We start from the raw sequence: 24,562 nt of genomic DNA, 5'->3' as shown, positions 1-24,562 counted from the left end.
CCTCCTATCTAGTTATATTCTCTGGGGATTCTTTGTGAGAAAGTACATGCAACTTCATAATGAATGGTTTCTAATTTTTCGGCTACCATTTGTAACGTATTTTCTTCATTGCCATCTTTTCCAACTAATGTAACGACTGAGCCGACAGGAACTTCTTCTGCTAAACGAATCATACATTGATCCATACACACTCGTCCAACGATTTCGCAACGCTTACCATTCACGAGCACTGTAAATCCTTGGAGATGACGCAACCAGCCATCTGCATAGCCGATTGGCACTGTCCCAATCCATTCTTCAGCTTCAGTTACGTAGGTTTCGCCATAGCCAATCCCTTCACCAGCCGCTAAGCGTTTTACATGGATGAGTTCACTGGTCAACCGTAAGGCCGGCTTTAACGCATAGCTTGGGGCCAGCTTATTACCTGAAGGGTTCAATCCATACATGGCTACCCCATAGCGAATCATGTTTCCTGGCACATCAGGATGCCATAACGCTGTCGCACTATTGCTAACATGGACATACCGAGGTAACTCTTCTAAAACTGCTAGAACAGCCTTAAAACGCCCTGATTGTTTTTCAAAATAGCTTGTATCGATTTCATCAGCTGTTGAAAAATGAGTAAAAATCCCTTCCCATAAAAATTCTTTGTGGGATTGAACAAACCGCACTGCTTGCTTAGTCTCTTCCGGGGTTAAAAAGCCAATCCGTCCCATGCCAGTATCGACTTTTAAGTGAACACGTAATGGCGTGTTACTCTCAGGCGTTAGTTGTTGAAGAGCAGCTTCTAACCATTCTTGTGTAGCTACCGTTACAGACAAATCATATTGAATCAATAAAGGCACATAAGCTAAGTCTACCACACTCAAAATTAAAATGGGGTCCTGAACACCTGCTTCTCTCAATTCAATTGCTTCATCCAATAAGGCGACACAAAAACCTGTCGCGCCACCTTTTTTCGCCGCTTTGGCGGATTCTACGGCTCCATGCCCATAGCCGTTCGCTTTTACAACCGCAAATAAAGCGGTTCCTTCTGGCAAACGTTGACATTCCTTTTGGACATTTTCAGTAATTGCTTGCGTATCGATATGTAACCGTGTAGGACGATGCCATCCAACGACCATTGTACATCCTTCTTTCTTCGTTGCTTCTATTATTCGCTTTCTAAAACAATTTGTGCAATCGCCATAGTATCTGTGTGCGTAATCGAGACAAACACTTTACCATTATGGGGCGAGTTTGCTACGTATGGTGCACCTGTTTTTTCAGTCAGCACCTCAATATCTTGTAAACCAACTTTACCAATCCCTGTGCCCCATGCTTTAGAGAACGCTTCTTTACAAGCAAAACGACCAGCTAAAAATTCTATTTGACGTTTTGTAGATAACTTTTCAAAAAGGGTCAATTCGTTAGGTGTTAAAACCCGTTGAATAAACGATCCTTGTTTTTCAACAATCGGTTTTATCCGACTTAATTCTACTGCGTCAATACCAATTCCCTTTATCATTTTCCGCCTTACTTCCTATTTAATATAGTTACTCCGAATTACCTTTCATTTTAACAAAATTTCAAAATTTTTCCACTGATTCGCTAAAAAAATAAAGAATGTTTTACAAGATCCTCACACAAATTGAAGTACCATACGTTTTCTTCCTATTTACATTTTTATAAAATTTTTCTGAATTTTTATAAAAGTAAGACAACAACTAAGAAGTATCGGAAAAAAATCAGGAAACTAAGCGGATGTTTTAATATTTTATAGCAAATTTTGGCTACTTATGGGAGAATAAAAAGAAAAAGGAGAAAAACGTATGACTTTAACTTCTCGGCAAAAAAAGTTACTTCGTTGCGCCCTATTTATTTTTACTTTGTTGCTCTACATATTTCCAATCTTCTTTAAAAATCCCAGCCTATTTTTTCTCTTGCAACTGGTTTGGATCGGAACCATTCATTTGCTACAACAAAAAATGAAACTCTTCAATCTAACTTCCCCGTTGAAAACTTGGATAATTTTGGCGTTTTTCTTTTTTTATATCATTTTGATGCCTTTTTTACTTTTTTTGAGTTTTTCTATTTAACGATTATCTACCAAAAAAGAGCGAGTGTTCCGTTCATAGACGGAACACTCGCTCTTTTGATTATTTGGCGTTTTCGCGAATGACGAAACCACGTTTTTTATCGTTATGACGTTTGCCGCCACGTTGATCTTTATTTTTGCGGTCGCTATTTTTGTAATTACGGTCGCCATCTTTATGGTTTTTGTTGCCACGATAGCTGCCACCTTTACCATTGCCACCACGGTTGCGATTACGGTTGTTACCACCGCCACCACCACGGCCATTTTTGTTAAAGCCTTTTTTATTTGAAGGCAATGGTCGTTCTGGGGTAATTTTTACAGGAACCGCATCTGCTGGATCTTTCGCTACTGTTTTTAATAATAACGCAGCTAAGTCTGTCGCTGAATATTTTTCTAATAACGCTTCAGCAGATTCTAGATATTTGTCTAAACCATTTTCTTCTAGATCACTTTCGATGGTTTCAACAGCTGCACTTAATTGTCCTTTAAATGCTTCCTTTTCGGTTGGTGGACGTAATGGTGTCATCCGCTTTTTCGTTAGGTTTTCGATGACATGTAAGTAACCCATTTCGTTTGGTGTTACAAACGTCACAGACATACCACCTTTACCAGCACGACCTGTCCGACCAATACGGTGAACATAACTTTCTGGATCTTGTGGAATATCGTAGTTATAGACATGGGTGACACCTGAAATATCTAACCCACGTGCTGCTACATCTGTTGCCACTAAGATATCTAAGTTACCATTTTTGAATGAACGTAAAACGCTCATCCGTTTTTGTTGTGATAGGTCGCCATGGATGCCTTCTGCTTTGTAACCACGCGCTTCTAACCCGCGGGCAAGTTCATCAACACGGCGTTTTGTCCGACCAAAGACAATGGTCAATTCTGGGGTTTGCACGTCTAGTAAACGTGTCATAATGTCAAATTTTTCAAAGTCTTTTGAACGTACATAATATTGATCAATTAAATCAGCCGTCATTTCTTTGGCTTTAATCTTCACATGTTCTGGTTGTTTCATGAATTTCACGCCAATATTCTTGATTGCTGGCGGCATAGTTGCTGAAAATAGAAGTGTTTGACGTTGTTCTGGCACTTGTGAGATGATTTTTTCAATGTCTTCCAAGAAGCCCATGTTTAACATTTCATCTGCTTCGTCTAAAACTAATGTTTCAACAGTTTCTAATTTCAAGGTACGACGATTAATATGATCTAGTAAACGTCCTGGTGTACCTACAACGATATGTGGACGATCTTTTAGTCCACGGATTTGGCGACCGATATCAGCCCCACCGTAAACGGCTTGGACGCGAATCTTTTTATCGCGGCCTAAACGGAATAACTCTTCTTGTGTTTGGATAGCCAACTCACGGGTTGGTGCAATGACTAATCCTTGAATAACGCGATTGTCTGCGTCAATTTTGTTAAGCATTGGTAAGCCAAAAGCAGCGGTTTTCCCTGTTCCTGTTTGTGCTTGTCCGATTACGTCTTTTCCTGCTAACGCTAACGGAATTGTTTCTGATTGAATAGGGGTTGCTTCCTCGAAGCCTGCGCGTTCTACCGCTGATAATAATTCTGGCGCTAAACCAAGTTCTTTAAATTTCAAATGATATCCTCCTAGATTTTGTTTCGGAAAGAACGATTTCTTCCTAGTTTCAGGTGTCTTCACTTTCAGTTGTTAAAAAGAAATCCATTATAGTGTGCCAACTATTTCTTCTTTCCTGATTTCACCGAAAAATTCACCTTATGGCATTAGAAAAGCCAAACGTGGTCGTTCAGCTTCACATTTATTATTAAACATAGAAATAGATCTATTTTATTTACTACGATTCAATTTTTCTCGTCATCTTCCGGCAATAGGTCATTCTATCATAGAATCCCATTTTCAGCAAGTTTTATGAAACTTATTTACTTTTCCAAAAGTGCATCGATGACTTCACGAAGTCCCATCCCGTTACTTCCCTTTAAAACCACCATGTCTTCTGGCTGTAAGACTTTTTTGACAGCTTCAATCAACTCATTTTTTTCTTCTTTTTTAAAAGAATGAATGTTAGCTGGTGCATAGGTTTCTTGCAATTTATCAGCTAAATAAGCCATTTCAGAACCATATAAAAAGACTTCTTCAATCGCATCTGGGGCTAAATGCTGCGCCATTGCTTGATGCATGGCAGCAGAATCAGGACCTAATTCCAGCATGTCTCCTAAAACAGCAATTCGTTTTCCTACTTTGGACATTTTGCTAAAACTGTCCAGAACAAGACCCATAGCTGTCGGATTGGCATTGTACACATCACTTAAAATTTCGGCACCATTCGCTGCTTTCAGCCATTCTGTCCGATTCTTTGTTAGTTCCGCTGTAGCCAATCCTTTTTGAATCTCACTATCCGTTAATTGGAAATACCGACCAATACCAATTGCGATTAATGCATTGGTGACATTATAGGTTCCTGGCACTGGAATCGTAAACGTCATTTGTGTATCACTGATTTTGAATGAGGTTTGCTCTTTGGCTTCATTTGTGACGATTCCTTGAAGTTGACTTTCCTGGCTAAAACCAAAAGTAATCACTTGTTGCGTGACTTTTTCCACCAATGGTTCTAGCAAAGGTTCATCGCTTGGCACAAATAAACTACCGTCTTTGGCTAAACCATCTACGATTTCCATTTTTGCTTGTGCAATGCCTGCTCGTGAGCCTAAATTTTCCACATGGGCTTCGCCAATCATTGTGATGGCAGCAACTTCTGGCTGAGCCAGATTGGAAAGGAAAGAAATTTCCTGAGCATGATCCATGCCCATTTCTAAAATCAGTTTTTCTGTTTCATCAGGCATGTGTAAAATAGTATAGGGTAAGCCAATTTGATTATTGTAATTGCCTTGCGTTTTGTAAGTCACAAACTTTTCAGATAACACAGCAGCAATCAAATCTTTAGTGGTAGTTTTTCCATTACTGCCAGTCACAGCGATGACATTCGGTTGCATTTTATTTAAATAATAGGTAGCTAATTTTTGCATAGCAACCAGTGGATCAGTAACATGCAAAACAGGCAATTGTTGCGGCGCATCGACTAAATCCTGTCCCCAAAAAGCGGCCTGACAGCCATTAGCCATGGCACTCTCAATAAAACGATGACCATCATTTTCACCTTGTAAAGGAACAAAGAGATTTCCTTTCACAATTTTACGACTATCAAATTCAATGCCTGTTAAAGGAAAATCAGGCCATTGTTGCCAATCATTACTGGCTTCAACCGCTTGCGCTACTTCCCAGAAGGTTAATTTCATTATGTTTTGCTCCTCTGACACAGGGACTGGGACATGCCAAAGTCTTGTCATGTCCCAGTCTTGTGTGATTTTTTCTTCTTAGTTATTATAAAATTCTTGGCGTTGTTTAAAACGATTCAAAGCTAACTGAATCAGTTCCTCAATTAAATCACTGTATTTCAAGCCCATATTTTCCCACAGTAAAGGATACATACTAAAGTCAGTAAAACCAGGCATGGTGTTCAATTCATTCAGGAATAATTCGTTTTTGCTTGTTAAGAAGAAATCACAGCGACTTAAGCCACTTCCATCTAACATAATATACGCTTTTTTAGCGTATTCTTGCGCTTGATGAGCTACTTCTTCTGGAACATGCGCTGGGATTTGCATTTCAATCGTGTTATTGATGTATTTTGCATCATAATCATAGAAAGCGACATCTTTCACCACTTCACCAGGTAAAGTCGTACGGACATCTTCATTTCCTAAAATGGCTACTTCAATTTCACGTGCTTCAATCCCTTGTTCAACAATTGCTCGGGCATCATAACGGAAAGCTTCTTCCAATGCTTCTTGCAATTCTTCACGATTTTCCGCTTTGCTAATTCCGACACTAGAACCCATATTGGCAGGTTTAACAAAGACCGGATAAATTAAAGAACCTTCACATTTTTCAAAGACTTCTTTTGGATTTCCTTTCCAGTCACTTCTTAAAACTGGCACGAATGGTACTTGTGGAATGCCAACAGTTTGTAAAAGATATTTCGTCATGATTTTGTCCATTGCGTTAGCACTAGCTAAGACACCTGCGCCTACATAAGGCATATTAATGGTTTCCATGAATCCTTGAATTGTTCCATCTTCACCATTTGGCCCATGTAAAACAGGGAAAACAATCGCTTCTTCTTCATAAATTTCCGAAGGACTGATTCGTTTTCCTGAAAATTCGCCTGTTTCTTCAGGTGTTTGTGCCCAAGTTAAATGTAAAACTTCTTTATTTTGTGGTCGTTCAGATAAAAGAGGGCCTTTTACCCATTGACCGTCTTTACTAATAAAGACTAACTGTACTTGATAATATTTATAATAGATTGCATTTAAAACGGAATATGCAGACAAAACAGACACATCGTGCTCTTCACTTCTGCCGCCATACAACAAAATAATCTTCAAATGCTTGTCCTCCTAGTTTCTTTCCTGTCTTTTAGAAAAAATTATTTTTCAAATTATCCTTACTTATTTTAGCATAAAACCCAGTTTCATAATAGAAGCAAATTTAGTGAAGGAAAAATTCTTTGCTTGCCTTTTCCTTACTAAAGACTCCGTTCCACCAGCTCAATAAGGGCTTGTTTAAACATTGTTCTATCTTGGTCTGTAAAAGGTTTAGGTCCTTTCGTTCGGCCACCTTTTCGCCGAATTTGGCCACTAAAATAGCGTTGTTCTAACAAGCCATCAATATTTTCTTTCGTATATTGATAACCCAGTTGATGTAAAACCGACACTCCTTTTGGCAAAACCAAGGAAGCTAAGCCATAATCTTGTGTAATTAAAAGATCCCCTTTTTTTATTAACTGCACAATTTTAAAATCAGCAGCATCCGCTCCTTTATCAACATACACAAAAGAGACATTTTCTGGATAATCTTTTAAGGAATAATGATCTACACTAGTAACAATCACCACATCCAAAGCTTTCTCTACAGCGACTTCAATAACCGTCTCTTTCACAGGTGAACCATCGCCATCGACAAAAATTTTCATTCATTTCCCTCGCTTCTTCCTTGCTCTAACCATTTGGGATGACGTTGAAAGTAGTGTTGTAATTCGTCAAAAACGACTTCTTTAACCACTTCATATAACTCTGTATTTCTTAAAATGGTTTTCGTTGCATCAGTGTAGCGGGGCTTTGGTATCGTAATGGCTAAAACAAAATCAAATTCTGCTAAAAAACTATCTGCTGTCACAGATAATGAGTAATGTTGCTCCTCTAAAAATTGATTAAAGGCGGCCACTACGCCATCAAGAAAGCCCTCATAGTGGGTTCCACCAAGACTGGGATAATGCCCATTAACAAATGTTTTTTGCACTTGCGGCGCATGATTTTTACTCAAAATAAATTGAACAAGGGCCAATTCTGTTTGCTTGGCTTGAATAATCGGTGCAGCTTTTCTAGTTAATGGGTTATCTTTTTCAAATAAATAATTACTTAAACCTTTAGGGTAATAACAAAGATTTTTTTGTTCCTCTTCTTGTGTTAAGAGAATCTTTAAGCCTGGATTCAACATGGCAATCTGTTGACATTGCTGTAAAACACGCATATAAGAAAGTGATTCTGTACCAAAAATTTGCGTATCTGGCCAAAATAAGACTTCAATTCGTTCCTGGGTTTCTTCAATAGGTAACAATAATCGTTTTTTCAATTGCCCTTGATGGTAAATAAAAATAGTTCGCTGTTTTTCTTGATCGATACTGATCCCTACTTGTTTTGAGAAGGCTTGTAAAACAGATAAATACAGAAAAGGTGGTTCTAAATCGACTTGCTTTTGTTCAAAAACAAGCGGTCGTGTGGAAGATACCTGAAAAGAGATTTGTTGACGCGATAACTGTATAGCAATTTTCCCTTGATTCTTTTCAATGAAAAACTCTAATAAACCGTTAATTGTCTGAACAAGTAAATTCTCTAAGCCGACTAAGCCAGTCGTTCCAATGAACGCTTCTGGTCGTTTTTGAATCCGTTCAATAAATTCATCGTTTTCTAAAACTGTTAAAAGATGTGCAACACTCATCCTGCTGCCTCCTTTGCAATCTGTTTCTTTTAATTATAATGAAAAAAAGACCAGAAGAAAAGCCACACACGACTTTTCTTCTGGTTTTCTTCTTTAACGAATTAAATCAAGATTCGGATGCTCAAGAACGTGATTCACTTGTTTGACCGTTGTCAAAGGAATATCTCCTTGAATCGTATGTGCAAGGACCCCATTGACTGTGGCAAAGGTAACTGCCTTTTCTAACGACCAATTTTGGCTATAGCCATATAAAATCCCCGCCGCATAAGCATCACCAGCACCAATTCGATCAAGATTAAGAAGCGGTCTTTTTTCACTCTGTTGGTACTCATTTTGGGTATATAAATACCCACTTAAGTAGTTTTGATTTTGGGAATGACTTCTCGTTGTCCCAGCAAACCATTCCAAATTGTATTGAGACATGAAGCGCTGAATCAGTTCAGTTTCTTGTGCCTCACCTTCTAAATCTTCTCGCGGAATGAAACCTAATAGCTCGACCAAATCACGACGACTGCCAAAAACAATATCACAATAAGGTAAAATGCGTTCGTACTGTTGACGCATAAAGAGTGCGCTATTTGCTGTATTCAAACTAGGTCGATAATTAAAGTCAAAACAAACTTTCTTTTGATAGGCATGCGCCTTTTGAGCAAGTATCAAAGCAGCATCACGAGTTTTTTCAGTTAAACTTAACGAAATACCACAAATATGCACCATATCTACTTCCGCTAAAAAGGCCTCAAAATCGTAGTCCTTCGCCTCGCTGATGCCAAAAGCACTCTGATGGCGATTTTGATAAGTTACTTGTGTGGGTCGGATTCCATAACCCATTTCTGCAAAAAAACTACCAATATGATCGCCCTTTTCTCCTACCCATTGATCTGAAATTCCTAACTTCCTTAGCGCTGCTTTGCCAGCTTCACCAAGACGATTGGCAGGTAATTTCGTAATCAATGCTGTTTCTAGTTGAAAATGAGCCAAATTTGCTAAGAGATTTACGCCAGTCCCTACAAAGTTCATTCTTAACTGCTCTGTTTGTTCTAACATTAGATACTCTGGCGGAGTGAAACGAAGCATGACTTCACCAAACGCAGCAATTTTCATCTTTGCCACCTACTTATTCAATGTGTTTTTCATCATGGTTAGTAACGTTTTCACGTCTTCTGTTCTAGTGTCCCCTGTTTCTTGATCGATAATTGAGCTGTAGACATGAGGAATGATTTTTTTAACGCCGGCATCCACCGCAATCTGAACAATTTCTTCAAAGTTTTCTAAATCAATGCCCCCTGTTGGCTCTAAATAAAAGTCATACTTGGCACAAGCTGCTGCTACTGCTTGGTATTCTTCTTTGTGAGCCAAGCCTTTCATCGGGAAATATTTAATGGAACTGCCCCCCATGTCTTTCAACAATTTGATAGCGGTTTCGATAGGCACTTCCGCCGCTGGCGCACCAGAGCTTAACGGACCTGTCGCAATGTTGACATAGCCAACTTTGCCTGTGGGTGAAACCAAGCCATTAATCACTGTTTCGTCTTGACGAAGTAAGGCCCGCGAAGCGCCGACACCTGTGAAGACTTGGTTCACGTGTTGCGGTTGTAGAACTTCTGATAAGCGAGCCACCATTTGACTTTGATTAGGATCGCCAGCCCCTAAGCCGACAGATAAAGCGTTGTTGGTTGCTGCTTGGTATTTTTTCATATCGTCAATGGCTGCTTCATCGGTTTCATAGTTTTTTGAAAGGACGCCTAACACAACATGCCCTTCTGCTTCTTCATAACAGGCTTGGGCATTTTCTACTGAATTGGCTAAGACGTTTAAACAAATGCGTTCTTCTAAATAATTAGGTTTTAATGACATGACTTATTTCTCCTTTGTGTCCATAATTTCTTGTAATCGTTGCACGATTTTGTTCATTTCTTCTTGATTGACAGAACGAATGTCAAACTCAATGATGCCATTGTTTGCTTGATATTCTCGCGTATAAATGGCTGGACTTTCTGCTTTTAACGCTTGGATGACTTCCTTGGCGGTTTTTCTGCCGTCCACTTTGACACTGGCGCGATAAATGTCTCGTCCGGCGCCATCTTGGACGATTTTAGCGGTTAAATCTGACAGGTTGTTGATGGCTTCAACAAACGGTTTTAAGCGTTCTTGCATCGAAGCCCCTGATTCACTGCCATGCGCCAAGTATTCTTCCACTGCTTGCGTAAAGCCTAGGATATTGTCTTTGCCAATTTTCATTGCTCGACCAATGCCTTTGCCTTGTAGGCGCACCCAGTCAATGTATTCTTTTTTCCCGACCACTAAACCGGCACTTGGCCCTTCGATGGCTTTGGCGCCGCTGTAAATCACCAAATCAGCGCCTGCTTCGGTGTATTTGAAAAGATCTTCTTCTGCTGCCGCGTCAACAATTAGCGGCACCTTGTGGCGTTGCGCCACTTTAGCCGCTTCGGCCACCGTCAGCATACTTTTTTGCACGGTATGATGGCTTTTGATGTATAGAATGGCCGCTGTTTTTTCAGAAATCATCATTTCCACGTGTTCTGGACTACACATGTTGGCGTAGCCAGCTTCCACCACTTGGCCGCCGCCTTGCGCTACCATAACTTCTACAGGCGTGCCGTAGTCCACGTTGTGCCCTTTAGGTAAAACAATCTCTCGCTGTTCAATTTTTTCTGAATAGGGATGATACGCGTGGTACAAGCTGCCTTTTCCAATCAAGGCAGCCACCGATTGGGCAATCCCCGCCGAAGCCGAGGAAACGATTTGGGCATCTTCTACCTTCAACAAGTTAGCTAAAAAGGCCCCTGTTTGCACACTAAGTTCACTCATTTCAAAGAAATGTTCGCCGCCGAATCGTTGAGCTGCTAGGACTGCCTCCGAAACTTTGGAGACACCTAGAATGGTCATTTTGCCAGAAGCATTAATGACTTCTTTTAAGTGGAATTTTTCGTAACTAATTGTCATAGATTTGTCCTCCAATAATTGTTTTGATTGGGCGAATTTGCTCTTTGGCTACTCGTGTCAATCCATTAGAATCAGTCAATGTTTTTTCTTCTGCTTGAATCGTGAAAATCGTTAAATCAGCATCTTTACCTATTTCCAACGTGCCTTTTTGAGCTAAATGGAAATTCTCAGCAGGAGCCTTGGTTACCTTTTCAATAATTTCTGGCCAATCATAGCCGACCACACGGAGTTTTTCCATCGTTGTGGCTAAATCATAAACAGGACCATTTTCTCGGTTACGGATGTAGATATCTGTGCTAATTGATGCAGCTTTCATTCCCTCGCGCAACGCTGTTTCAGCTACGTGAAAATTGAAACTATCCGTACCATGCCCGATATCAAATACGACTCCTTTGTTGTACGCTTGCCAAGCGAAATCTTTTATTTTATCCGTTGCTTGGTCTAAGATGCCATTTTCTTTCCCATTAAAACAATGGGTTAGGACATCCCCTTTTTCCATCAAGGCTAAAATTTCATCTAAATGAGGCGGTGCTGATCCAATGTGAACCATTAAGGGAATTTCTTGGTTCTCTTGCTGAATCTGTTTGGCCAATTCTAAAGGCGTAATGCCGTTATCGCCAATAACGGTCCTACTCATACGGGCTTTAATCCCTACAACAAAATCTGGTAATTCTTGAATCGCTTTTTTGACTAAACTCGCTTGTACTTTACTTAAATCTGCGAGTTCGTCCTGAGCAACGATGCCCCATTTAGAAATATTGACTAATCCAAAAACATTTGTTTTTGCTTGTTGCGCTAAGTCATAAAATTCATGAATGTTTTCAGCACCTGTTGTCCCAGCATCAATCACTGTCGTAACACCCTTTTTGACCCCAATTTCATCTGGATAATCATAATAAAGAGCCATTTTTTCAAAACAATGAACGTGATCATCTATCCAGCCTGCGGATACATAAGTACCTGGTTCTAAGTGGATAGTTTCTTTTGCAGAACCTGAAATAGTTGCTGCAACAGCAGCTATTTTTTTCTCTTTAATTGCAATTTCAACAGGCATACCATCTACTGTCTGTCCATTTTTTATAAGTAAATCGTAGTCCATATTCTTCCCTACTTTTCTATAAATCTAAATTTTGTCCAAGGCTTAATGAATTCTAATAATACAAGTTCTTCTTCTATAATACGCCCTACTCGATTTTTGCGTGAGTCTTGATGTGGTTCTAAAACGACTTGTAATTCATTTTTGTATTTTCCAAATGCATCATTTCCCACAACAACATCTCCAGGTTGTAGCATTACTTGATTATCATGTGGGGGATTAGCTTCATTTTTATATTTTTTACGCACTTCTGTGGAACGAATCATCTGCTGAGTGATATCTCCACGGCGAAAATGTTGATTTTTTGTTACGATTTCTTTTTCAATTTCAGAAGTCGCTTCTTCAAAAACAATGGTCAATTCTGTTTGATAACGATTCAACTGACCCAATGCTTCTAATTCTTCGTTGGAAGCATAAGCATTTCCAATAACAACATCATCAATTAAATTTGTTGCAAATAAATGTTTAGCTTGAACAGTGACTGGCAACTGTCTATGCATTTCTAAAGTAGGTAGCCCATCATTCACATCCCAAGGACCAATTTCACCTACCTGTGATGAAATAAAAGCAGCTGTCCGAATACCTTCCTTTTTAAAACGGATGCTACATTTTTCAAAGAAATCATACGGCAATGCAGTTCCCGCTTGTGGATAAAAGTTATGACAACCATATAAGAAAGGTCGATTCGCTTCATACGTCAAAATGTTATCAAGATAAGCGACATCATTACTCATATTCAACTCAATAGCCACGCCGAATGGATTAAACGTCAACATGGCTTCTTTATTTCCATCAAACCCTGTATCCAACCGAATCCCATCAGCTCCTAATTCGCTGAAAAAAGTCAAATCATCATATGAAATTTCCAATTCATCAAAGATACTTGGAACGACATCTAAAATTGTTTCAAATCCTAAATTTTTCGCATAACTAATTAATTCTTTAAATTTTTTCTGAACCGCTTCTTTGCCATCGGTCACTTCTAACATACTCATAAAAATTCGAGTAAACCCACATTCGCTGGCTTTTTTTAAATACGCTTTATCTTGATTGATATCACTATGATCTGGATAAACTGATACACCTAATGCTCTTTTCATCTTCGTTCTCACACTCCGCTATTTTCAAATTTATTTCGAAATTTCCAAGCAATCACCGAGCTACACAGGATTGTTGTAGAGCCAACGAGCAATACTGGTTGATTTAGAAATCCGCCAATTATCATGGAAAGAGTAATACAAACTGCCGTAAAAACCAACGTCTTTACCAAACCAAATTGATAAACAACAGTAGGCAACTGCCCTTTTTCTATAATAATTTGACTAACGATAAAAAAGAAAATGAACCAAATAATCATCTTATACGCTCCTGACTTTCTTCTCTGACTTAGAAGGGGCAGGATATTCATATCAGAACACCCGCCCTAACATTTTTTAATTTTTCGCTGCTTGTTCAGCTGCTAATTCTTCTGCTTCTTTATCCAATTGTTGTTTTTCATAAACTTTGAAAAATGGATAGTAGATAGCCATTGTAATTAAGAAGTTAACAATCACTAATACTGCGGCCGAGAAACTCCAATTGGTACTCATCCAAGCAGCAATTGGTGCTGGAATTGCAAACGCTAAGCGTGCAGCCATCATCGGAATTATATTAGCGACTGTTAAGAAATAAGATAACGTTGTTGTAATTAACGGTGCCACGATAAACGGAATACCTAAAATAGGATTCATTACGATCGGCGTTCCGAAAATAACTGGTTCATTAATATTAAACAAGCCTGGTAAGAACGATAAACGGCCAAGACTTTTCAGATACGTTGATTTAGAAAACATCATTAAAACAACTAAAGAAAGCGTAGTTCCAGCGCCACCAATCCAGATAAACCATTGTAAAAACTGTTCTGTAAAAATATTAGGTAACTGATGAACGTTTGCACCATTGGTAAAAGCTTCAAGGTTTTCTGCAATCGACATATCCCAGAAAGGACGAATAACTGGGCCCATAATCGCTGGACCATGAATCCCTAAAACCCAGAAGAAACAGATTAAGAAGACTGTTAGTAAGCCGCCAAATAAACTGTTACCAGCAAGGATACCTTTAAGTGGCATTAATAACGTACTCAAGAAACCATTCAAATCAAAACCAATTACGTGGCGAATAACCCAGAATAATAAAAGAATAACTGCTCCTGGAATTAACGCAATAAATGAATTTGACACTTCAGGCGGTACGCCATCTGGCATCTTAATCATAATATCTTTTTCAATAAAGAAGCGATAAATTTCAACAGATAACAGCGCTGTTACAATCGCACCAAATAAAGAAGCTGAACCTAAATTTGCTAAATTAATATAGCGCCCTGCTGTAATGACGTTGTCAACATCTTCAAAGACACGTGTTGGTGGTGCCGCTGTTACTAAAAAGGCCATTAATGCTAAAATTCCACACGTCAAAGAGTCAAGCTTATAACTTTTGGCCAATGATGAAGCAATCCCAAATGTTGCATAAAGTGCAAGTAACCCCATCGTATAGCGGGAAGGAATATCTAAAATTGCTTGATAAGGTTCAATCAATTTTGTGTATGCCTCAATTGGAATATTTTGAAAAATTGTAAAGAATGAGCCCACAATTGTTAAAGGCATCGTTGCAATTAATCCTTTTCTAATCGCTGTCATATGGCGTTGCGAACCAAATTTATTCGCAATCGGCATTAACTTAACTTCCATCCACTGTACAAAACCATTCATTTGTTAATTCCTCCGTTCAACTAATAAAAATAATAATTATTTCGCATTTATAATAACATAGTAACATTATAATGTAAACGCTTATTCTTATTCATGACAGAGAAAGTGCAAAACAAAAGGCTTTTTCTTATTATAAAGAAACCGGGAATATTGCACCAAAAATCATTGCGCCTAAAATTGCGCCCCCAGCAATTGGTTTTTTCCAAATGTAAAAACCTAAAGCTCCTAATGTGGCACCAATCCCAATAGGAATCGAAGCACCCGCCGCACTCAAAATAATTAACGGGCCTAAGAAACGTCCTGAGGCATTACCAGCACCCATCATCACATCCGCACCAAAAGTGGAATTTCCTTGATTGATAGTAAATTTCCGAATCAACACAATTACGCCGCCAACTGCTAACCCTAGTATCGCACCCGTTAAAAGGGCTAAGCCAAAGTTTTCTACAGGCGCTTTAATTCCCATGCTGAGGAAAATTGCAGGTACGCCAATTCCAATCCCCGTTAAAATTGAGCCACCTAAATCTAAAATCCCGACTAAAGAACCTTCTAAAATTCGTGCAAACAGGAAACTTGCACCAAATGCTGCGGCAGCGCCATAAGAACCACCATCTAAACCAGCTTTTAGCATCGCAACAATTGAAACTTCATTAAAGGCGCCCACACCATAAACTACATACATATGTGTTCCTGCAAAAATTGCCGCTGACATAATCCCGACTAAAATCGGAAAGCCCCAATCAGCATACCAAAAACTTTTGCCTTTTAAACCTTCTTGAATTTCTTGTTCTTGTTGTGCCCATTCATTTTTTTCTTGCTGTTCCATCTATGAGACCTCCTTTTTTCTATTTAACGGTGAAGACATTGTGTAAATTATTTAACCATTGAGGAATAGACAAGCGGAAACTTTCGATCATTTCTAAGTCGAACCCTCGGAAGAAGCCACTTAAAATAAATAATAAGATAATGGCACCAAGCATGCCACGTGTCATTCGGGTCCACCCTAAATCATCGACACCTTTACCGATTAAGATCCCTAATACAACTCCTGGGACAGCATTGCCCATGACTAATTGAGATAATCCGCCAAATAACGTTCCCCAGAAACCCGTCCGTTTTCCTGCATCTAAAGCCGCTAGCCAGAATAAAACGGGCATCACAGTATTGATTAAAATCGTTGCTGCAGGTACCAACACCGCAACTGCTGTTACTTGTAGCGATTCTGGAATTGCTGCAGCTGTACTATTTAAGAAAGCCACAGTCGCCATTCCTACAAAGGCCCCGACAATCCCCATTTTTTTGGGATTATGCATCGTTTTAGTGACATCTTTATCCTTTACCAATAAAATTGCTGCAGCCCAGTTAGGCACAATCCGGTGGGTCACATCTTGTGTAAAGGCCCCTGCTCCGACGGCCGAAGCCCAAGCATTAAAGAAAAAACCTAAACCAAAAGAAAAGTGTGATGCTGGATCCCCTTGTGCCGCGTTCATTTCCCCTAATGTTCTAAATGCCCCTAACCCTTGCGTTTGTGGTGCATGAAACATCCGAGCAGCGCCTGCGCCAGCTGCAAAACCTAGTAAACCACCAATAAGCAATGACTTCAGCAAAATGATTACAAATTCCATTCCTTCTTCCTCCCTTTATACGCCTCTTTTTGAAAGAAACGGAACTACTACTGCGTTCGGTTCTTTAATTGTTTCCGTTAAAAAATCAACTTCTTCGACTGCAATGGCTTGGATTTCCACTTCTACAGCTAGTTCGACATGATAAATCACTCTCTTTCTAGGAAAGAAGAAGAACAGAAATTTTTCTGTATAAACTTGTTCTTTTGCCTGACGAATAGTTACTTCTTTCGGTTCAATCCGGATGAGGACCTCTGTTGTTTCTTTTAATACTTTTTTTGAAACATCATTCAATGCACTTGCAAAAGCTTCATTCTTCTTATTACCTTTTCCAGAAACAATCACGGTTTGTGTTGACCGTTTTGTGGCATCCATAATTACCGCTCCTTTCTAAGTTACTACTTTCTATGCTCCGTGTTTCTTAATAAATGCTTCAGTTACTCGTTTACCAAGTTCTTCCTGATCCATAAAACCAAATCCAAGAACAGTTTTCCCATCGTTAATTGCTGTTACCCCTTCTTCGATTGATCGCATGCCATGTCTTTCGGGATACCCGTATTTAGTAGCAGCCGTTAACGCTCCTGCACCACCACTGCCACAGAAAGAAATGCCTAAATCTGCCTTTTCTTGTTGCATCACATCTCCTAAACGCATATCAGCGCCCATTCCTGGAACAACAACCGCGCGACCACCGGCTTGCTCCACTCCTTTTGCAACATTTTGTCCTTTTCCTAAACGATCTGCGATAACTACTGTAATCATAACTTTTCCTCCTATTAATTGTTTTGTTTAGCAACTTCAAAATGAACAGCTAAAACATACCACTCATCTTCTGATAACTGACCAATTGCTTCTGTTGTTTCTTGTGCAATTTTCAACGTTTCTGGTGTTAGTTCCGTAAATAACGTCCGATCAACACCAGATAATGTCGTTCCTTCTCTTGAACGATTCAGCATCTCATTGAGATGGTTAATCAAAATCGTCCACTGTAATTCCGTTGGTTCAATTTGTGCTTCTGCTAATCGCGCACTGGTTTGTTTGATAATCGATTGTAGCTTTTCTGGTTCAGCACTTTGTCGAATGATCTCCTGTGCTTCCATTGCTAGTTCCATCCTCTTCCTCCTTTGGTTGTTCTAAATAATTAAGTAATGCTGAAATTTCAGCATGATTGACAGGTAACTCATTTTTAGCAAATAAACATTCAATTTGCCGAATTTCTTCTTGCCTTTCATGAGATACTTCTCTATTACAAGGAATCTCTTCGTATTGTTTATTAAACGTAATCCGATGTGTCATTAATAAAACGTGAAGTAAAAAGGCTTCTTGATATTCGCTCAGTAACTTTGTTTGAAACATTCGTTTTAACTCTTCATAAATAATATACGCTTTTACTAATAAATCTTGGCTTTGTATCCGTTCATTTTTTTCAATTACATCAGATTTCGTGGAGCGAGCGGTACCTTTCCCTTGACGTTTCCCTAATAAAATTTTATCGACCTCTTCCCGAATCAAACTTAAGTCTGTGTCCGTCAACAATGGACTAACTTTAATAAATGGGTATGTCATTTCTTCAATTGGGAAAATACTCAATACCAAATCGGGCTTTTCTGCTTGAATCACTTCAGTTGCATTTAAAACAGAAGCAAATCCTGCGAGTTCAACGTTTGGTACTTCCTCTAAAATTTTTTGTTCAATTAAACTGGTCACACCTAAGCCCGTCGAGCAAACATACACAATCCTAACAACTTTAGCTTCCTGCTGTTGTCGTTCCTGAGCTGCCAAAAAATGCAACGCAATATATGCGCAGAAAGAATCGTTGACTAACAAAACAGAACGTTGAATTAATTGTTTACAGGCACTTTGAATAGCTAAAAATAACGCTGGGTGTTTTCCTTTGATTTCTTCAGAAAACGGATTGTATTCATTAATAAATAAATGTTTCTTTGTAAAACGTAAGGACAGGTGTGCAAACAAGTTCGTAAATAATTGGCGATCATTTACAAAAGGATAATTCAGCTCTTTTGAAACGCTTTCAATCACTTGCTTTGTTAATTGAACCATATCTTGCCGTTGATGGGTTCCGAATAAATCACTATAAATATAAAAATATTCATCCGCTAATAAAGGCAAGTCATACCGTTCAAACACCTCTTGTAAAAGTAAAAGTGGTACTTCGTTCCGTTGTTCAAAGCGTGTTTTTTGTGATAACACTCGGTAAGTCCCAATTGTATGTGCCATCTGCATACGTGCTGCGGCAATTGCCACTCTCAACGTAATAGATAATATTTCGGCATAATCAAATTGATTTTGATCGAGTGGATTAATTAAATTTCGCATTTTTTTCAATGCACTACGATAACAACCTTGAAACAATGTCCCTGACCCAAATTTAATTTTAGGGATTTTTTCAGCCCCTTTTGTCTTTGTCACATAGTTCATAATTTGGTAAATATCGTATTCTGTAAGTTCTTTTTGAGTGATAAATTCCATCAGTAAGCGTACATTGCTTTCTTCACCACTGATTGTAAACCCTTGCCGTGCTTGGCGAATTAAGGTTAAATCATATGCTTGCAGCAACCGTTCGACCTGTTCCAAATCACTGACAATTGTGTTTCGACTCACTAATAATTCATCTGCTAGCTGCTGTGCCGTTAAGTACCCTTTGACTGACAATAACTGAAAAATCAATACATTGACTCGTCTTTTTTGATCAGGATAGGTTTCAAATCGATCGACATCGATAATTTCATTTTTTAACAGTAAGCGTTTAGAGTCAGGTAAATCTAGCCAGATTCCCTTATTTCGTTTTGAATAAAGTGTCTCATCGTGCTGTTCAAACCAAGCACGAATATCTTCTAAATCATACTTAATTGTTCGAACGCTGACAGTAAAGTTCTCAGCTAATTCTTGCGTGGTAATACTCCCTTCCAAATCCAAAAGCATCAATAAAATATTTATCGCTCTTTTGGACAACAACACGGTCATGACTTGTCACCTCTTTTCTTTTCCCTTTACACTTAAAACTATAGCGTTATTTTATCTGTTCCACAACACAAAAAAGTTGCACTTATAAAAGTGCAACACTTCTCTTTTCATACAAAAAAATCCCTTAACAGTTACTACTGTTAAGGGATACCACACTATTTATTTGCATAAATAGACAGAAACCTTCTCCACAAAAGTATTCTGTCCGACACGTTACAAATCCGGTAACTGATAGCCGTACTATCTGGTGTCGTTGTGTTTGACAATCACTAGCCGTCAAAACGGAATAGCCGAAGCTATCTGATTGAGTCAACTCGTCGCATAAAACACACTTTAACACAGAATAGTTTGGATAGCAAGTGATGATAATTATTCGTTATCGAACCATTCTTGATAAAAACTTTCAACAATTTTAACGGTTGCTATCGTTAATTCTTTCGTCATTACGGGGCTAGTTAACTTTTTGTCTTGTAAACATTGATTCACATGATTGATTTCATACGTAAATTCACTAGTGAATTGTTCAGACCATTTGACAGTGTTGCCTTGAGCATCTGTATAATAAGCACAATCTGTTTTCCAGAAATTAGGAATAACGATTTGCCCTTTTGTACCACAAATGGTCATTTCACTAGGTATCTTTAAACCAACATTAATAAAAATATTGCCCAGCGTCCCTTCAGCAAATTTCAAAGCTAAATTACATTGACTATCCGTCGCCCCTTGCTGATATGTTGCGGTTCCCGTAACCACTTGAATCTCTTTCCCTAATACGTATTGTAAGTATTGTAATGGATAACTTCCTGAGCCATGAAGCGCTCCACCACCCGCTTCTCTCGAGTAAAACCAGGGAATATGATCCACATTGGGATAGGCAGTAACTGACTGAACCCATAAAATCTCTCCCAATCCCCCTTCTTGAATCGTTGCCTTTACTTTTTGGGTAATTGGTAAAAAGACAGACTTCTGAGCTTCCATTAGAAAAACCCCTTGCTCCTGTGCGATTGCGAAGAGTTCTTCTGCTTCAGCAGCATTTAATGTAAATGGTTTTTCCAGTAGGACGGGTTTTCCTTGTGATAACGCAAGCTTAGCTGCTGAGTAATGTCCTTGATTGTAGGTGGGAATATAAATAATATCAATTGTTTCATCCTTACATAACTCTTCATAACTGCCATAAGCCACCGGAATCGCTAATTCTTTAGCCATTTTTTGAGCATTCTCTAAACGCCTTGATGCAATCCCGCGCACTTCAGCTTGCGCGCTTTCTCGAAGCCCTGCTACAAATCTTGGGACAATTTGGGCAGTACTCATAATTCCATAACGAATTTTATCCATGTGATCGCCTCCTCTTTCACTATACGAGAAAAACGAATATTTGGAAACCATTTCAACAAAAAAAGAAACCGTTTCCCCAAAACGATTTCTTTATATGTAAATTAACGGATACCAACGCTAACTTTTAAAGCTTGATTGACCTGTTCCATCTCTTCACGAGAAAGTTGACAAACCTTGTGTAGCATTCGTTCTTTATCCAATGTTCGAATTTGTTCTAACAAAATAAGTGATGGCGTCCTGCACTCGTTATGGGGAATTTCGATGAGGACTTGCGTTGGTTGCAGCCGCTTGCTTACGTTACGGGTAATCGGTGCAACAATCAACGTTGGACTAAATAAGTTACCTTTGTTATTTTGAATAATCAGGACAGGTCGAATCCCACCTTGTTCAGAACCAACAACTGGTGAGAGATTCGCATAAAAAACCTCACCTCTTTTTATCATTCAGATTCCCTTCCCTCCTTTTCCTTTAAAAAATTATAGCATATTGTTTCTTGCAATATTTTCAACTTTTTAGCTATCCCTTAAAATATTTGATAAAACCACCCTTTAAAAGTCAAAAAAAGCTTAAACAGTCGACTCTGATATAGAGACGGCTATTTAAGCTGACTATTACATTTTTGTTAAAATACTATCCACTTTTGTATTAATTAAATCAATAGCGACGTGGTTTTCGCCACCTTCTGGCACAATGATATCTGCATAACGTTTCGTAGGTTCAATAAATTGGTGATACATGGGCTTGACGACTGTCAAATATTGTTCAATCACAGAATCCAACGTGCGGCCACGTTCTTCCATATCACGCTTGATTCGACGAATAATACGGATGTCATCATCTGTATCCACATACACTTTAATATCCATTAAATCTCTTAAGCGTCGATCTTCTAAAATTAAAATCCCTTCAAGAATAATTACTTCTTTCGGTTCTTGGATCACCGTTTCTGTACTTCTTGTATGCGCAACGTAGTCATAAACTGGTTTTTCAATGGCTTGATAATTTAACAGTTGTTCAACATGTTGAATCAATAAATCTGTATCAAACGCAAAAGGATGATCATAATTGGTATTTAAACGTTCTTCAAAACTCAAATGGCTCTGATCTTTATAATAAGAATCCTGTTCTAACATCATAATTGAATGATCGGGAAAATTATTAAAAATCGCACGGCTAACACTGGTTTTTCCGCTTCCTGATCCGCCAGTAACACCAATGATAATTGGCTGACTATCTTTCATGTATAAACCTCTTTCTTTTCAAAAACTTCATTGTCTTTTACTATTATAATGAAAACTCTGAAGAATGCCAGACCTTTTCCAAGACTTTTCATGTGATTTTTATCTTCTTATGAAAAATCTGCCCACACTTCTTTCAATTACAGTATACTTATCAATAAAAGGAGAATCCTACCTATGATTAAAAAAGTCAAAAAAGAAGCACTTACAACTGCGCATTACGCTCTTCTTTATGAGGCAGATCCCTCAAAAAAAATGGTGGAAGATTACATTACCCGCGGCATTTGCTTTGACTATCAGACTGAAGAACTTCAAGGAATTTTAGTCCTGTTGCCGACTCACCCACGGACATTGGAAATCGTAAACATCGCTGTCTCAGAAGAAAGCCGAGGGCGGGGCATCGGACAAGAGTTATTACATTTTGCCATTGATTTTGCCAAAAAAGAAAAGTATGATTACTTGGAGATTGGGACTGGGAGCACAGGCTTTCAACAGCTATATCTCTACCAAAAAGTCGGTTTTCGAATGACACATATTGAACCAGATTTTTTTATCCATCATTATGATGAGCCCATTATGGAAAACGGCTTGCCTTTAAAAGATATGGTTCGCTTACGGTTACATTTAAGTTAAAAAACAACATTTCCTGTACAGGAAATGTTGTTTTTTAATGCCCAAGAATTGGTAACAACTCATCTAGCTGTTGAATCGTATAATTGGGTTGAATTGTTGGTGTTGCTGGAGCGGAGGTCGGATTGAGCCAAACAGTTTGAATTTTCGCTTGTTGGCCTCCTTGAATATCTGAATGCAAAGAATCGCCAATAATCATTGTTTTTTCTCGACTAAAATTAGGAATCCGTTCAAAAACAAAATCAAAATACTCTTTCATCGGTTTTTGATAACCCACTTCTTCTGAAACAAAAATATCTTTAAAATAAGGCATTAATTTCGACTCTTCCAACCGACGATACTGTGTTTTTGCCACTCCGTTTGTCACAATATATAAATCATAATGGGGTGCTAATTTTTCCAAGATACGTTGACTATTGCCAAGCAAGTCATGTCCTTGACTTAAATATTCTCGGTAGTTTTCTCCCATTTTAACGCTATCAACTTCTCGATTAAACGCGTCAAACAATAAACCAAACCGTGTATCAAGGAGAACATCTTTTGTTATTTTTCCTTCTTCAAATGAACGCCATAATCCTTGATTAATTCGGTGGTACGTTGACTCGACTTCAGATGTAAATGGTACATTTTCTTCTTCAAATAAGGCATGGAGCGCCTTCTTTTCAGCCAATTTAAAATCTAACAATGTATCATCAACATCAAAAAGCAATGTTTTCATTTCCGTTCCTCTTCTCTTTTCAAATTACTCGGTAACGCTTTGCTTGTTTGTTGTTTTTCAATAAAAAAATAAGGCAATAGCAATTGTAACTCTTCTCTTGTTAATGAACGATAAGCACCTAAAGGTAATTGCGGATCTAGCCGCAACGGCCCCATAGTTTGGCGTTTTAAAGCAGTCACTTTTTTCCCCACGGATAAAAACATTTTTTTCACTTGGTGAAATTTTCCTTCTTGAATAGTCAGGAAAACATGACTCTCCGTTTCAGTCGCTGCAAGAACAGTTATTTTTGCTGGCTTACATTGAATGCCTCCTTGCAAAACAATCCCATCTTTAAATTTAGCACAATCTTCTGCAGAGACCAAACCATTGACTTTCACTTCATAACATTTCGCTACTTCTTTATTTGGCCGAATTAATTGATACCCTAATTGTCCATTATCTGTTAATAGAAGTAACCCTTCCGTATCGCCATCGAGTCTGCCCACTGGATAAAGACCAGGGCGTCTGTCTTGTGGCGCAATCAAATCAATAACTGTTTTTTTAGATGCATCTGAGACAGCGCTAACCACACCTTTTGGCTTATTCAACATATAGTACACATGTGTCTTATGCGAAATTAATTGTCCTTTTACTTTAATCATTTGTAATTGCGCATCAACGTTTTGGCTTTCATTTAAAGTCACGATGCCATCCACAGTGACCTGCTTGCCTTTGATTAATCGTTTCACCGTTTTGCGTGATCCAAACTGAAGTTCTTCTAGTAATTTATCTAATCGCATTGTTCCGCTCCATTCTGGTATTAGTATAGTGGAATCCGTTAAAGATGAAAAGTAGAAAAAGGTAATTCCTTGACGTATAAAAATATAAGTGTTACGGTTAATAAGTAAAGTAAATAAAGGTTTCTCAAAAACAGCGTAATGACCTGGGAGAGAACAACGATAACAATGAACCATTCCCATGAGTGTTGCCTGGCAATATTTGTGGGGATTTTTTGATTATTGTTAGCATTTTTCTAGACAAGAACAACTGAAAAAAGAGTTTCTTTTTTCCATTATGTTTTGTTTCTGAGTTTAACCAAATCACTCATTATTTCAAGGAGGA

General features: G+C 38.5%; 27 protein-coding genes. 2 read left to right on the top strand and 25 right to left on the bottom strand.

Features of this window, described 5'->3' with window-relative positions; all coding sequences use genetic code 11:
• Positions 1–8 precede the first annotated feature (8 nt).
• Both alr and acpS read right to left on the bottom strand, forming a co-directional pair.
• On the bottom strand, positions 9–1,124 hold the full coding sequence (gene alr / locus IGL37_RS02890) for an alanine racemase (RefSeq protein ID WP_010707789.1): 1,116 nt from the start codon (positions 1,122–1,124) through the stop codon (positions 9–11).
• Positions 1,125–1,153: 29 nt separating this feature from the next.
• Positions 1,154–1,507 carry a holo-ACP synthase gene (acpS, locus tag IGL37_RS02885; RefSeq protein WP_002355727.1) on the bottom strand — a complete coding sequence of 118 codons (354 nt, stop codon included), beginning with the start codon at positions 1,505–1,507 and terminating at the stop codon, positions 1,154–1,156.
• A 304-nt stretch (positions 1,508–1,811) separates the two neighbouring features.
• Here acpS and IGL37_RS02880 point away from each other — a divergent pair, with 304 nt between their 5' ends.
• Positions 1,812–2,078: a hypothetical protein gene (locus IGL37_RS02880; protein WP_025188880.1), complete on the top strand. Its 267-nt coding sequence runs from the start codon at positions 1,812–1,814 to the stop codon at positions 2,076–2,078.
• A 60-nt stretch (positions 2,079–2,138) separates the two neighbouring features.
• Here the strand turns inward: IGL37_RS02880 and cshA are convergent, their stop codons facing one another.
• The 21 genes from cshA to udk form a co-directional block, all read right to left on the bottom strand.
• On the bottom strand, positions 2,139–3,686 hold the full coding sequence (gene cshA, locus IGL37_RS02875) for a degradosome RNA helicase CshA (RefSeq protein ID WP_002355724.1): 1,548 nt from the start codon (positions 3,684–3,686) through the stop codon (positions 2,139–2,141).
• Between the two features lie 302 nt (positions 3,687–3,988).
• Complete coding sequence (locus tag IGL37_RS02870; RefSeq protein ID WP_002355722.1) at positions 3,989–5,362, bottom strand: UDP-N-acetylmuramoyl-tripeptide--D-alanyl-D-alanine ligase; 1,374 nt, start codon at positions 5,360–5,362, stop codon at positions 3,989–3,991.
• 78 nt (positions 5,363–5,440) lie between these two features.
• On the bottom strand, positions 5,441–6,511 hold the full coding sequence (locus IGL37_RS02865; protein WP_002355721.1) for a D-alanine--D-alanine ligase: 1,071 nt from the start codon (positions 6,509–6,511) through the stop codon (positions 5,441–5,443).
• 140 nt (positions 6,512–6,651) lie between these two features.
• Entirely contained in the window at positions 6,652–7,098 is a 447-nt protein-coding gene (locus tag IGL37_RS02860; protein ID WP_002378067.1) for a YaiI/YqxD family protein, read from the bottom strand.
• Complete coding sequence (locus IGL37_RS02855; protein ID WP_002355719.1) at positions 7,095–8,123, bottom strand: hypothetical protein; 1,029 nt, start codon at positions 8,121–8,123, stop codon at positions 7,095–7,097. The genes IGL37_RS02860 and IGL37_RS02855 overlap by 4 nt, the downstream gene beginning before the upstream one ends.
• A gap of 93 nt (positions 8,124–8,216) precedes the next feature.
• A complete protein-coding gene (locus tag IGL37_RS02850) occupies positions 8,217–9,227 on the bottom strand; it encodes a sugar kinase (RefSeq protein ID WP_002355718.1) in 1,011 nt (336 codons plus the stop codon).
• 9 nt (positions 9,228–9,236) lie between these two features.
• Positions 9,237–9,980 (bottom strand): 2-dehydro-3-deoxy-phosphogluconate aldolase, encoded by a 744-nt coding sequence (gene dagF / locus IGL37_RS02845; RefSeq protein WP_202583857.1) that lies wholly within the window; start codon positions 9,978–9,980, stop codon positions 9,237–9,239.
• Between the two features lie 3 nt (positions 9,981–9,983).
• Positions 9,984–11,090, bottom strand: a complete 1,107-nt coding sequence (locus IGL37_RS02840; RefSeq protein WP_010773934.1) for a DgaE family pyridoxal phosphate-dependent ammonia lyase — start codon at positions 11,088–11,090, stop codon at positions 9,984–9,986.
• Entirely contained in the window at positions 11,080–12,189 is a 1,110-nt protein-coding gene (locus tag IGL37_RS02835; RefSeq protein WP_002373486.1) for an amidohydrolase/deacetylase family metallohydrolase, read from the bottom strand. Before IGL37_RS02835 ends, IGL37_RS02840 begins: the two co-directional genes overlap by 11 nt.
• An 8-nt stretch (positions 12,190–12,197) precedes the next feature.
• Positions 12,198–13,286, bottom strand: a complete 1,089-nt coding sequence (locus IGL37_RS02830) for a DUF871 domain-containing protein (protein WP_033917983.1) — start codon at positions 13,284–13,286, stop codon at positions 12,198–12,200.
• Positions 13,287–13,294: 8 nt separating this feature from the next.
• The gene (locus IGL37_RS02825) at positions 13,295–13,594 is read right to left on the bottom strand and encodes a hypothetical protein (protein ID WP_002363233.1); all 300 of its coding nucleotides are present in this window, start codon (positions 13,592–13,594) and stop codon (positions 13,295–13,297) included.
• A 25-nt stretch (positions 13,595–13,619) separates the two neighbouring features.
• Entirely contained in the window at positions 13,620–14,933 is a 1,314-nt protein-coding gene (locus IGL37_RS02820; RefSeq protein WP_002358780.1) for a PTS sugar transporter subunit IIC, read from the bottom strand.
• Between the two features lie 130 nt (positions 14,934–15,063).
• Positions 15,064–15,759 (bottom strand): DUF4310 family protein, encoded by a 696-nt coding sequence (locus IGL37_RS02815; RefSeq protein WP_002355710.1) that lies wholly within the window; start codon positions 15,757–15,759, stop codon positions 15,064–15,066.
• 19 nt (positions 15,760–15,778) lie between these two features.
• A complete protein-coding gene (locus IGL37_RS02810) occupies positions 15,779–16,558 on the bottom strand; it encodes a DUF4311 domain-containing protein (protein ID WP_002355709.1) in 780 nt (259 codons plus the stop codon).
• Between the two features lie 15 nt (positions 16,559–16,573).
• On the bottom strand, positions 16,574–16,930 hold the full coding sequence (locus IGL37_RS02805) for a DUF4312 family protein (protein ID WP_002355708.1): 357 nt from the start codon (positions 16,928–16,930) through the stop codon (positions 16,574–16,576).
• Positions 16,931–16,960: 30 nt separating this feature from the next.
• Positions 16,961–17,317: a glycine-rich SFCGS family protein gene (locus IGL37_RS02800; RefSeq protein WP_002355707.1), complete on the bottom strand. Its 357-nt coding sequence runs from the start codon at positions 17,315–17,317 to the stop codon at positions 16,961–16,963.
• A 14-nt stretch (positions 17,318–17,331) separates the two neighbouring features.
• A complete protein-coding gene (locus IGL37_RS02795; RefSeq protein WP_002393661.1) occupies positions 17,332–17,655 on the bottom strand; it encodes a PRD domain-containing protein in 324 nt (107 codons plus the stop codon).
• Complete coding sequence (locus IGL37_RS02790) at positions 17,621–19,540, bottom strand: BglG family transcription antiterminator (RefSeq protein WP_002388793.1); 1,920 nt, start codon at positions 19,538–19,540, stop codon at positions 17,621–17,623. The genes IGL37_RS02795 and IGL37_RS02790 overlap by 35 nt, the downstream gene beginning before the upstream one ends.
• 369 nt (positions 19,541–19,909) lie before the next feature.
• Positions 19,910–20,875 (bottom strand): Gfo/Idh/MocA family protein, encoded by a 966-nt coding sequence (locus IGL37_RS02785; protein WP_002361311.1) that lies wholly within the window; start codon positions 20,873–20,875, stop codon positions 19,910–19,912.
• A 101-nt stretch (positions 20,876–20,976) separates the two neighbouring features.
• A complete protein-coding gene (locus IGL37_RS02780) occupies positions 20,977–21,318 on the bottom strand; it encodes a type II toxin-antitoxin system PemK/MazF family toxin (protein WP_002355703.1) in 342 nt (113 codons plus the stop codon).
• A 168-nt stretch (positions 21,319–21,486) separates the two neighbouring features.
• Positions 21,487–22,116 carry a uridine kinase gene (gene udk / locus IGL37_RS02775; RefSeq protein ID WP_002355702.1) on the bottom strand — a complete coding sequence of 210 codons (630 nt, stop codon included), beginning with the start codon at positions 22,114–22,116 and terminating at the stop codon, positions 21,487–21,489.
• Positions 22,117–22,290: 174 nt separating this feature from the next.
• On the opposite strand from udk, the gene IGL37_RS02770 reads away from it, so the two are divergent.
• On the top strand, positions 22,291–22,746 hold the full coding sequence (locus IGL37_RS02770; protein WP_002355701.1) for a GNAT family N-acetyltransferase: 456 nt from the start codon (positions 22,291–22,293) through the stop codon (positions 22,744–22,746).
• A 34-nt stretch (positions 22,747–22,780) separates the two neighbouring features.
• Here IGL37_RS02770 and IGL37_RS02765 read toward each other — a convergent pair whose 3' ends face one another.
• Together IGL37_RS02765 and IGL37_RS02760 are read right to left on the bottom strand one after the other, a co-directional pair.
• Positions 22,781–23,461, bottom strand: coding sequence for a YjjG family noncanonical pyrimidine nucleotidase (locus IGL37_RS02765; RefSeq protein ID WP_002366238.1), 681 nt, complete (start codon positions 23,459–23,461; stop codon positions 22,781–22,783).
• Positions 23,458–24,240, bottom strand: a complete 783-nt coding sequence (locus IGL37_RS02760) for a pseudouridine synthase (protein ID WP_002361308.1) — start codon at positions 24,238–24,240, stop codon at positions 23,458–23,460. Before IGL37_RS02760 ends, IGL37_RS02765 begins: the two co-directional genes overlap by 4 nt.
• Positions 24,241–24,562: the final 322 nt, after the last annotated feature.

The sequence above is a fragment of the Enterococcus sp. AZ119 genome, assembly GCF_050546175.1.
Classification (GTDB): domain Bacteria; phylum Bacillota; class Bacilli; order Lactobacillales; family Enterococcaceae; genus Enterococcus; species Enterococcus faecalis.
This window is presented reverse-complemented; position numbering and strand designations above follow the sequence as displayed.

Excerpts from the sequence above, each read along its gene's own strand:
- alr (WP_010707789.1), bottom strand. The coding sequence starts at position 1,124 with ATGGTCGTTGGATGGCATCGTCCTACACGGTTACATATCGATACGCAA.
- acpS (WP_002355727.1), bottom strand. The coding sequence starts at position 1,507 with ATGATAAAGGGAATTGGTATTGACGCAGTAGAATTAAGTCGGATAAAA.
- IGL37_RS02880 (WP_025188880.1), top strand. The coding sequence starts at position 1,812 with ATGACTTTAACTTCTCGGCAAAAAAAGTTACTTCGTTGCGCCCTATTT.
- IGL37_RS02870 (WP_002355722.1), bottom strand. The coding sequence starts at position 5,362 with ATGAAATTAACCTTCTGGGAAGTAGCGCAAGCGGTTGAAGCCAGTAAT.
- IGL37_RS02860 (WP_002378067.1), bottom strand. The coding sequence starts at position 7,098 with ATGAAAATTTTTGTCGATGGCGATGGTTCACCTGTGAAAGAGACGGTT.
- IGL37_RS02855 (WP_002355719.1), bottom strand. The coding sequence starts at position 8,123 with ATGAGTGTTGCACATCTTTTAACAGTTTTAGAAAACGATGAATTTATT.
- IGL37_RS02850 (WP_002355718.1), bottom strand. The coding sequence starts at position 9,227 with ATGAAAATTGCTGCGTTTGGTGAAGTCATGCTTCGTTTCACTCCGCCA.
- dagF (WP_202583857.1), bottom strand. The coding sequence starts at position 9,980 with ATGTCATTAAAACCTAATTATTTAGAAGAACGCATTTGTTTAAACGTC.
- IGL37_RS02840 (WP_010773934.1), bottom strand. The coding sequence starts at position 11,090 with ATGACAATTAGTTACGAAAAATTCCACTTAAAAGAAGTCATTAATGCT.
- IGL37_RS02835 (WP_002373486.1), bottom strand. The coding sequence starts at position 12,189 with ATGGACTACGATTTACTTATAAAAAATGGACAGACAGTAGATGGTATG.
- IGL37_RS02830 (WP_033917983.1), bottom strand. The coding sequence starts at position 13,286 with ATGAAAAGAGCATTAGGTGTATCAGTTTATCCAGATCATAGTGATATC.
- IGL37_RS02825 (WP_002363233.1), bottom strand. The coding sequence starts at position 13,594 with ATGAATATCCTGCCCCTTCTAAGTCAGAGAAGAAAGTCAGGAGCGTAT.
- IGL37_RS02820 (WP_002358780.1), bottom strand. The coding sequence starts at position 14,933 with ATGAATGGTTTTGTACAGTGGATGGAAGTTAAGTTAATGCCGATTGCG.
- IGL37_RS02815 (WP_002355710.1), bottom strand. The coding sequence starts at position 15,759 with ATGGAACAGCAAGAAAAAAATGAATGGGCACAACAAGAACAAGAAATT.
- IGL37_RS02810 (WP_002355709.1), bottom strand. The coding sequence starts at position 16,558 with ATGGAATTTGTAATCATTTTGCTGAAGTCATTGCTTATTGGTGGTTTA.
- IGL37_RS02805 (WP_002355708.1), bottom strand. The coding sequence starts at position 16,930 with ATGGATGCCACAAAACGGTCAACACAAACCGTGATTGTTTCTGGAAAA.
- IGL37_RS02800 (WP_002355707.1), bottom strand. The coding sequence starts at position 17,317 with ATGATTACAGTAGTTATCGCAGATCGTTTAGGAAAAGGACAAAATGTT.
- IGL37_RS02795 (WP_002393661.1), bottom strand. The coding sequence starts at position 17,655 with ATGGAAGCACAGGAGATCATTCGACAAAGTGCTGAACCAGAAAAGCTA.
- IGL37_RS02790 (WP_002388793.1), bottom strand. The coding sequence starts at position 19,540 with ATGACCGTGTTGTTGTCCAAAAGAGCGATAAATATTTTATTGATGCTT.
- IGL37_RS02785 (WP_002361311.1), bottom strand. The coding sequence starts at position 20,875 with ATGGATAAAATTCGTTATGGAATTATGAGTACTGCCCAAATTGTCCCA.
- IGL37_RS02780 (WP_002355703.1), bottom strand. The coding sequence starts at position 21,318 with ATGATAAAAAGAGGTGAGGTTTTTTATGCGAATCTCTCACCAGTTGTT.
- udk (WP_002355702.1), bottom strand. The coding sequence starts at position 22,116 with ATGAAAGATAGTCAGCCAATTATCATTGGTGTTACTGGCGGATCAGGA.
- IGL37_RS02770 (WP_002355701.1), top strand. The coding sequence starts at position 22,291 with ATGATTAAAAAAGTCAAAAAAGAAGCACTTACAACTGCGCATTACGCT.
- IGL37_RS02765 (WP_002366238.1), bottom strand. The coding sequence starts at position 23,461 with ATGAAAACATTGCTTTTTGATGTTGATGATACATTGTTAGATTTTAAA.
- IGL37_RS02760 (WP_002361308.1), bottom strand. The coding sequence starts at position 24,240 with ATGCGATTAGATAAATTACTAGAAGAACTTCAGTTTGGATCACGCAAA.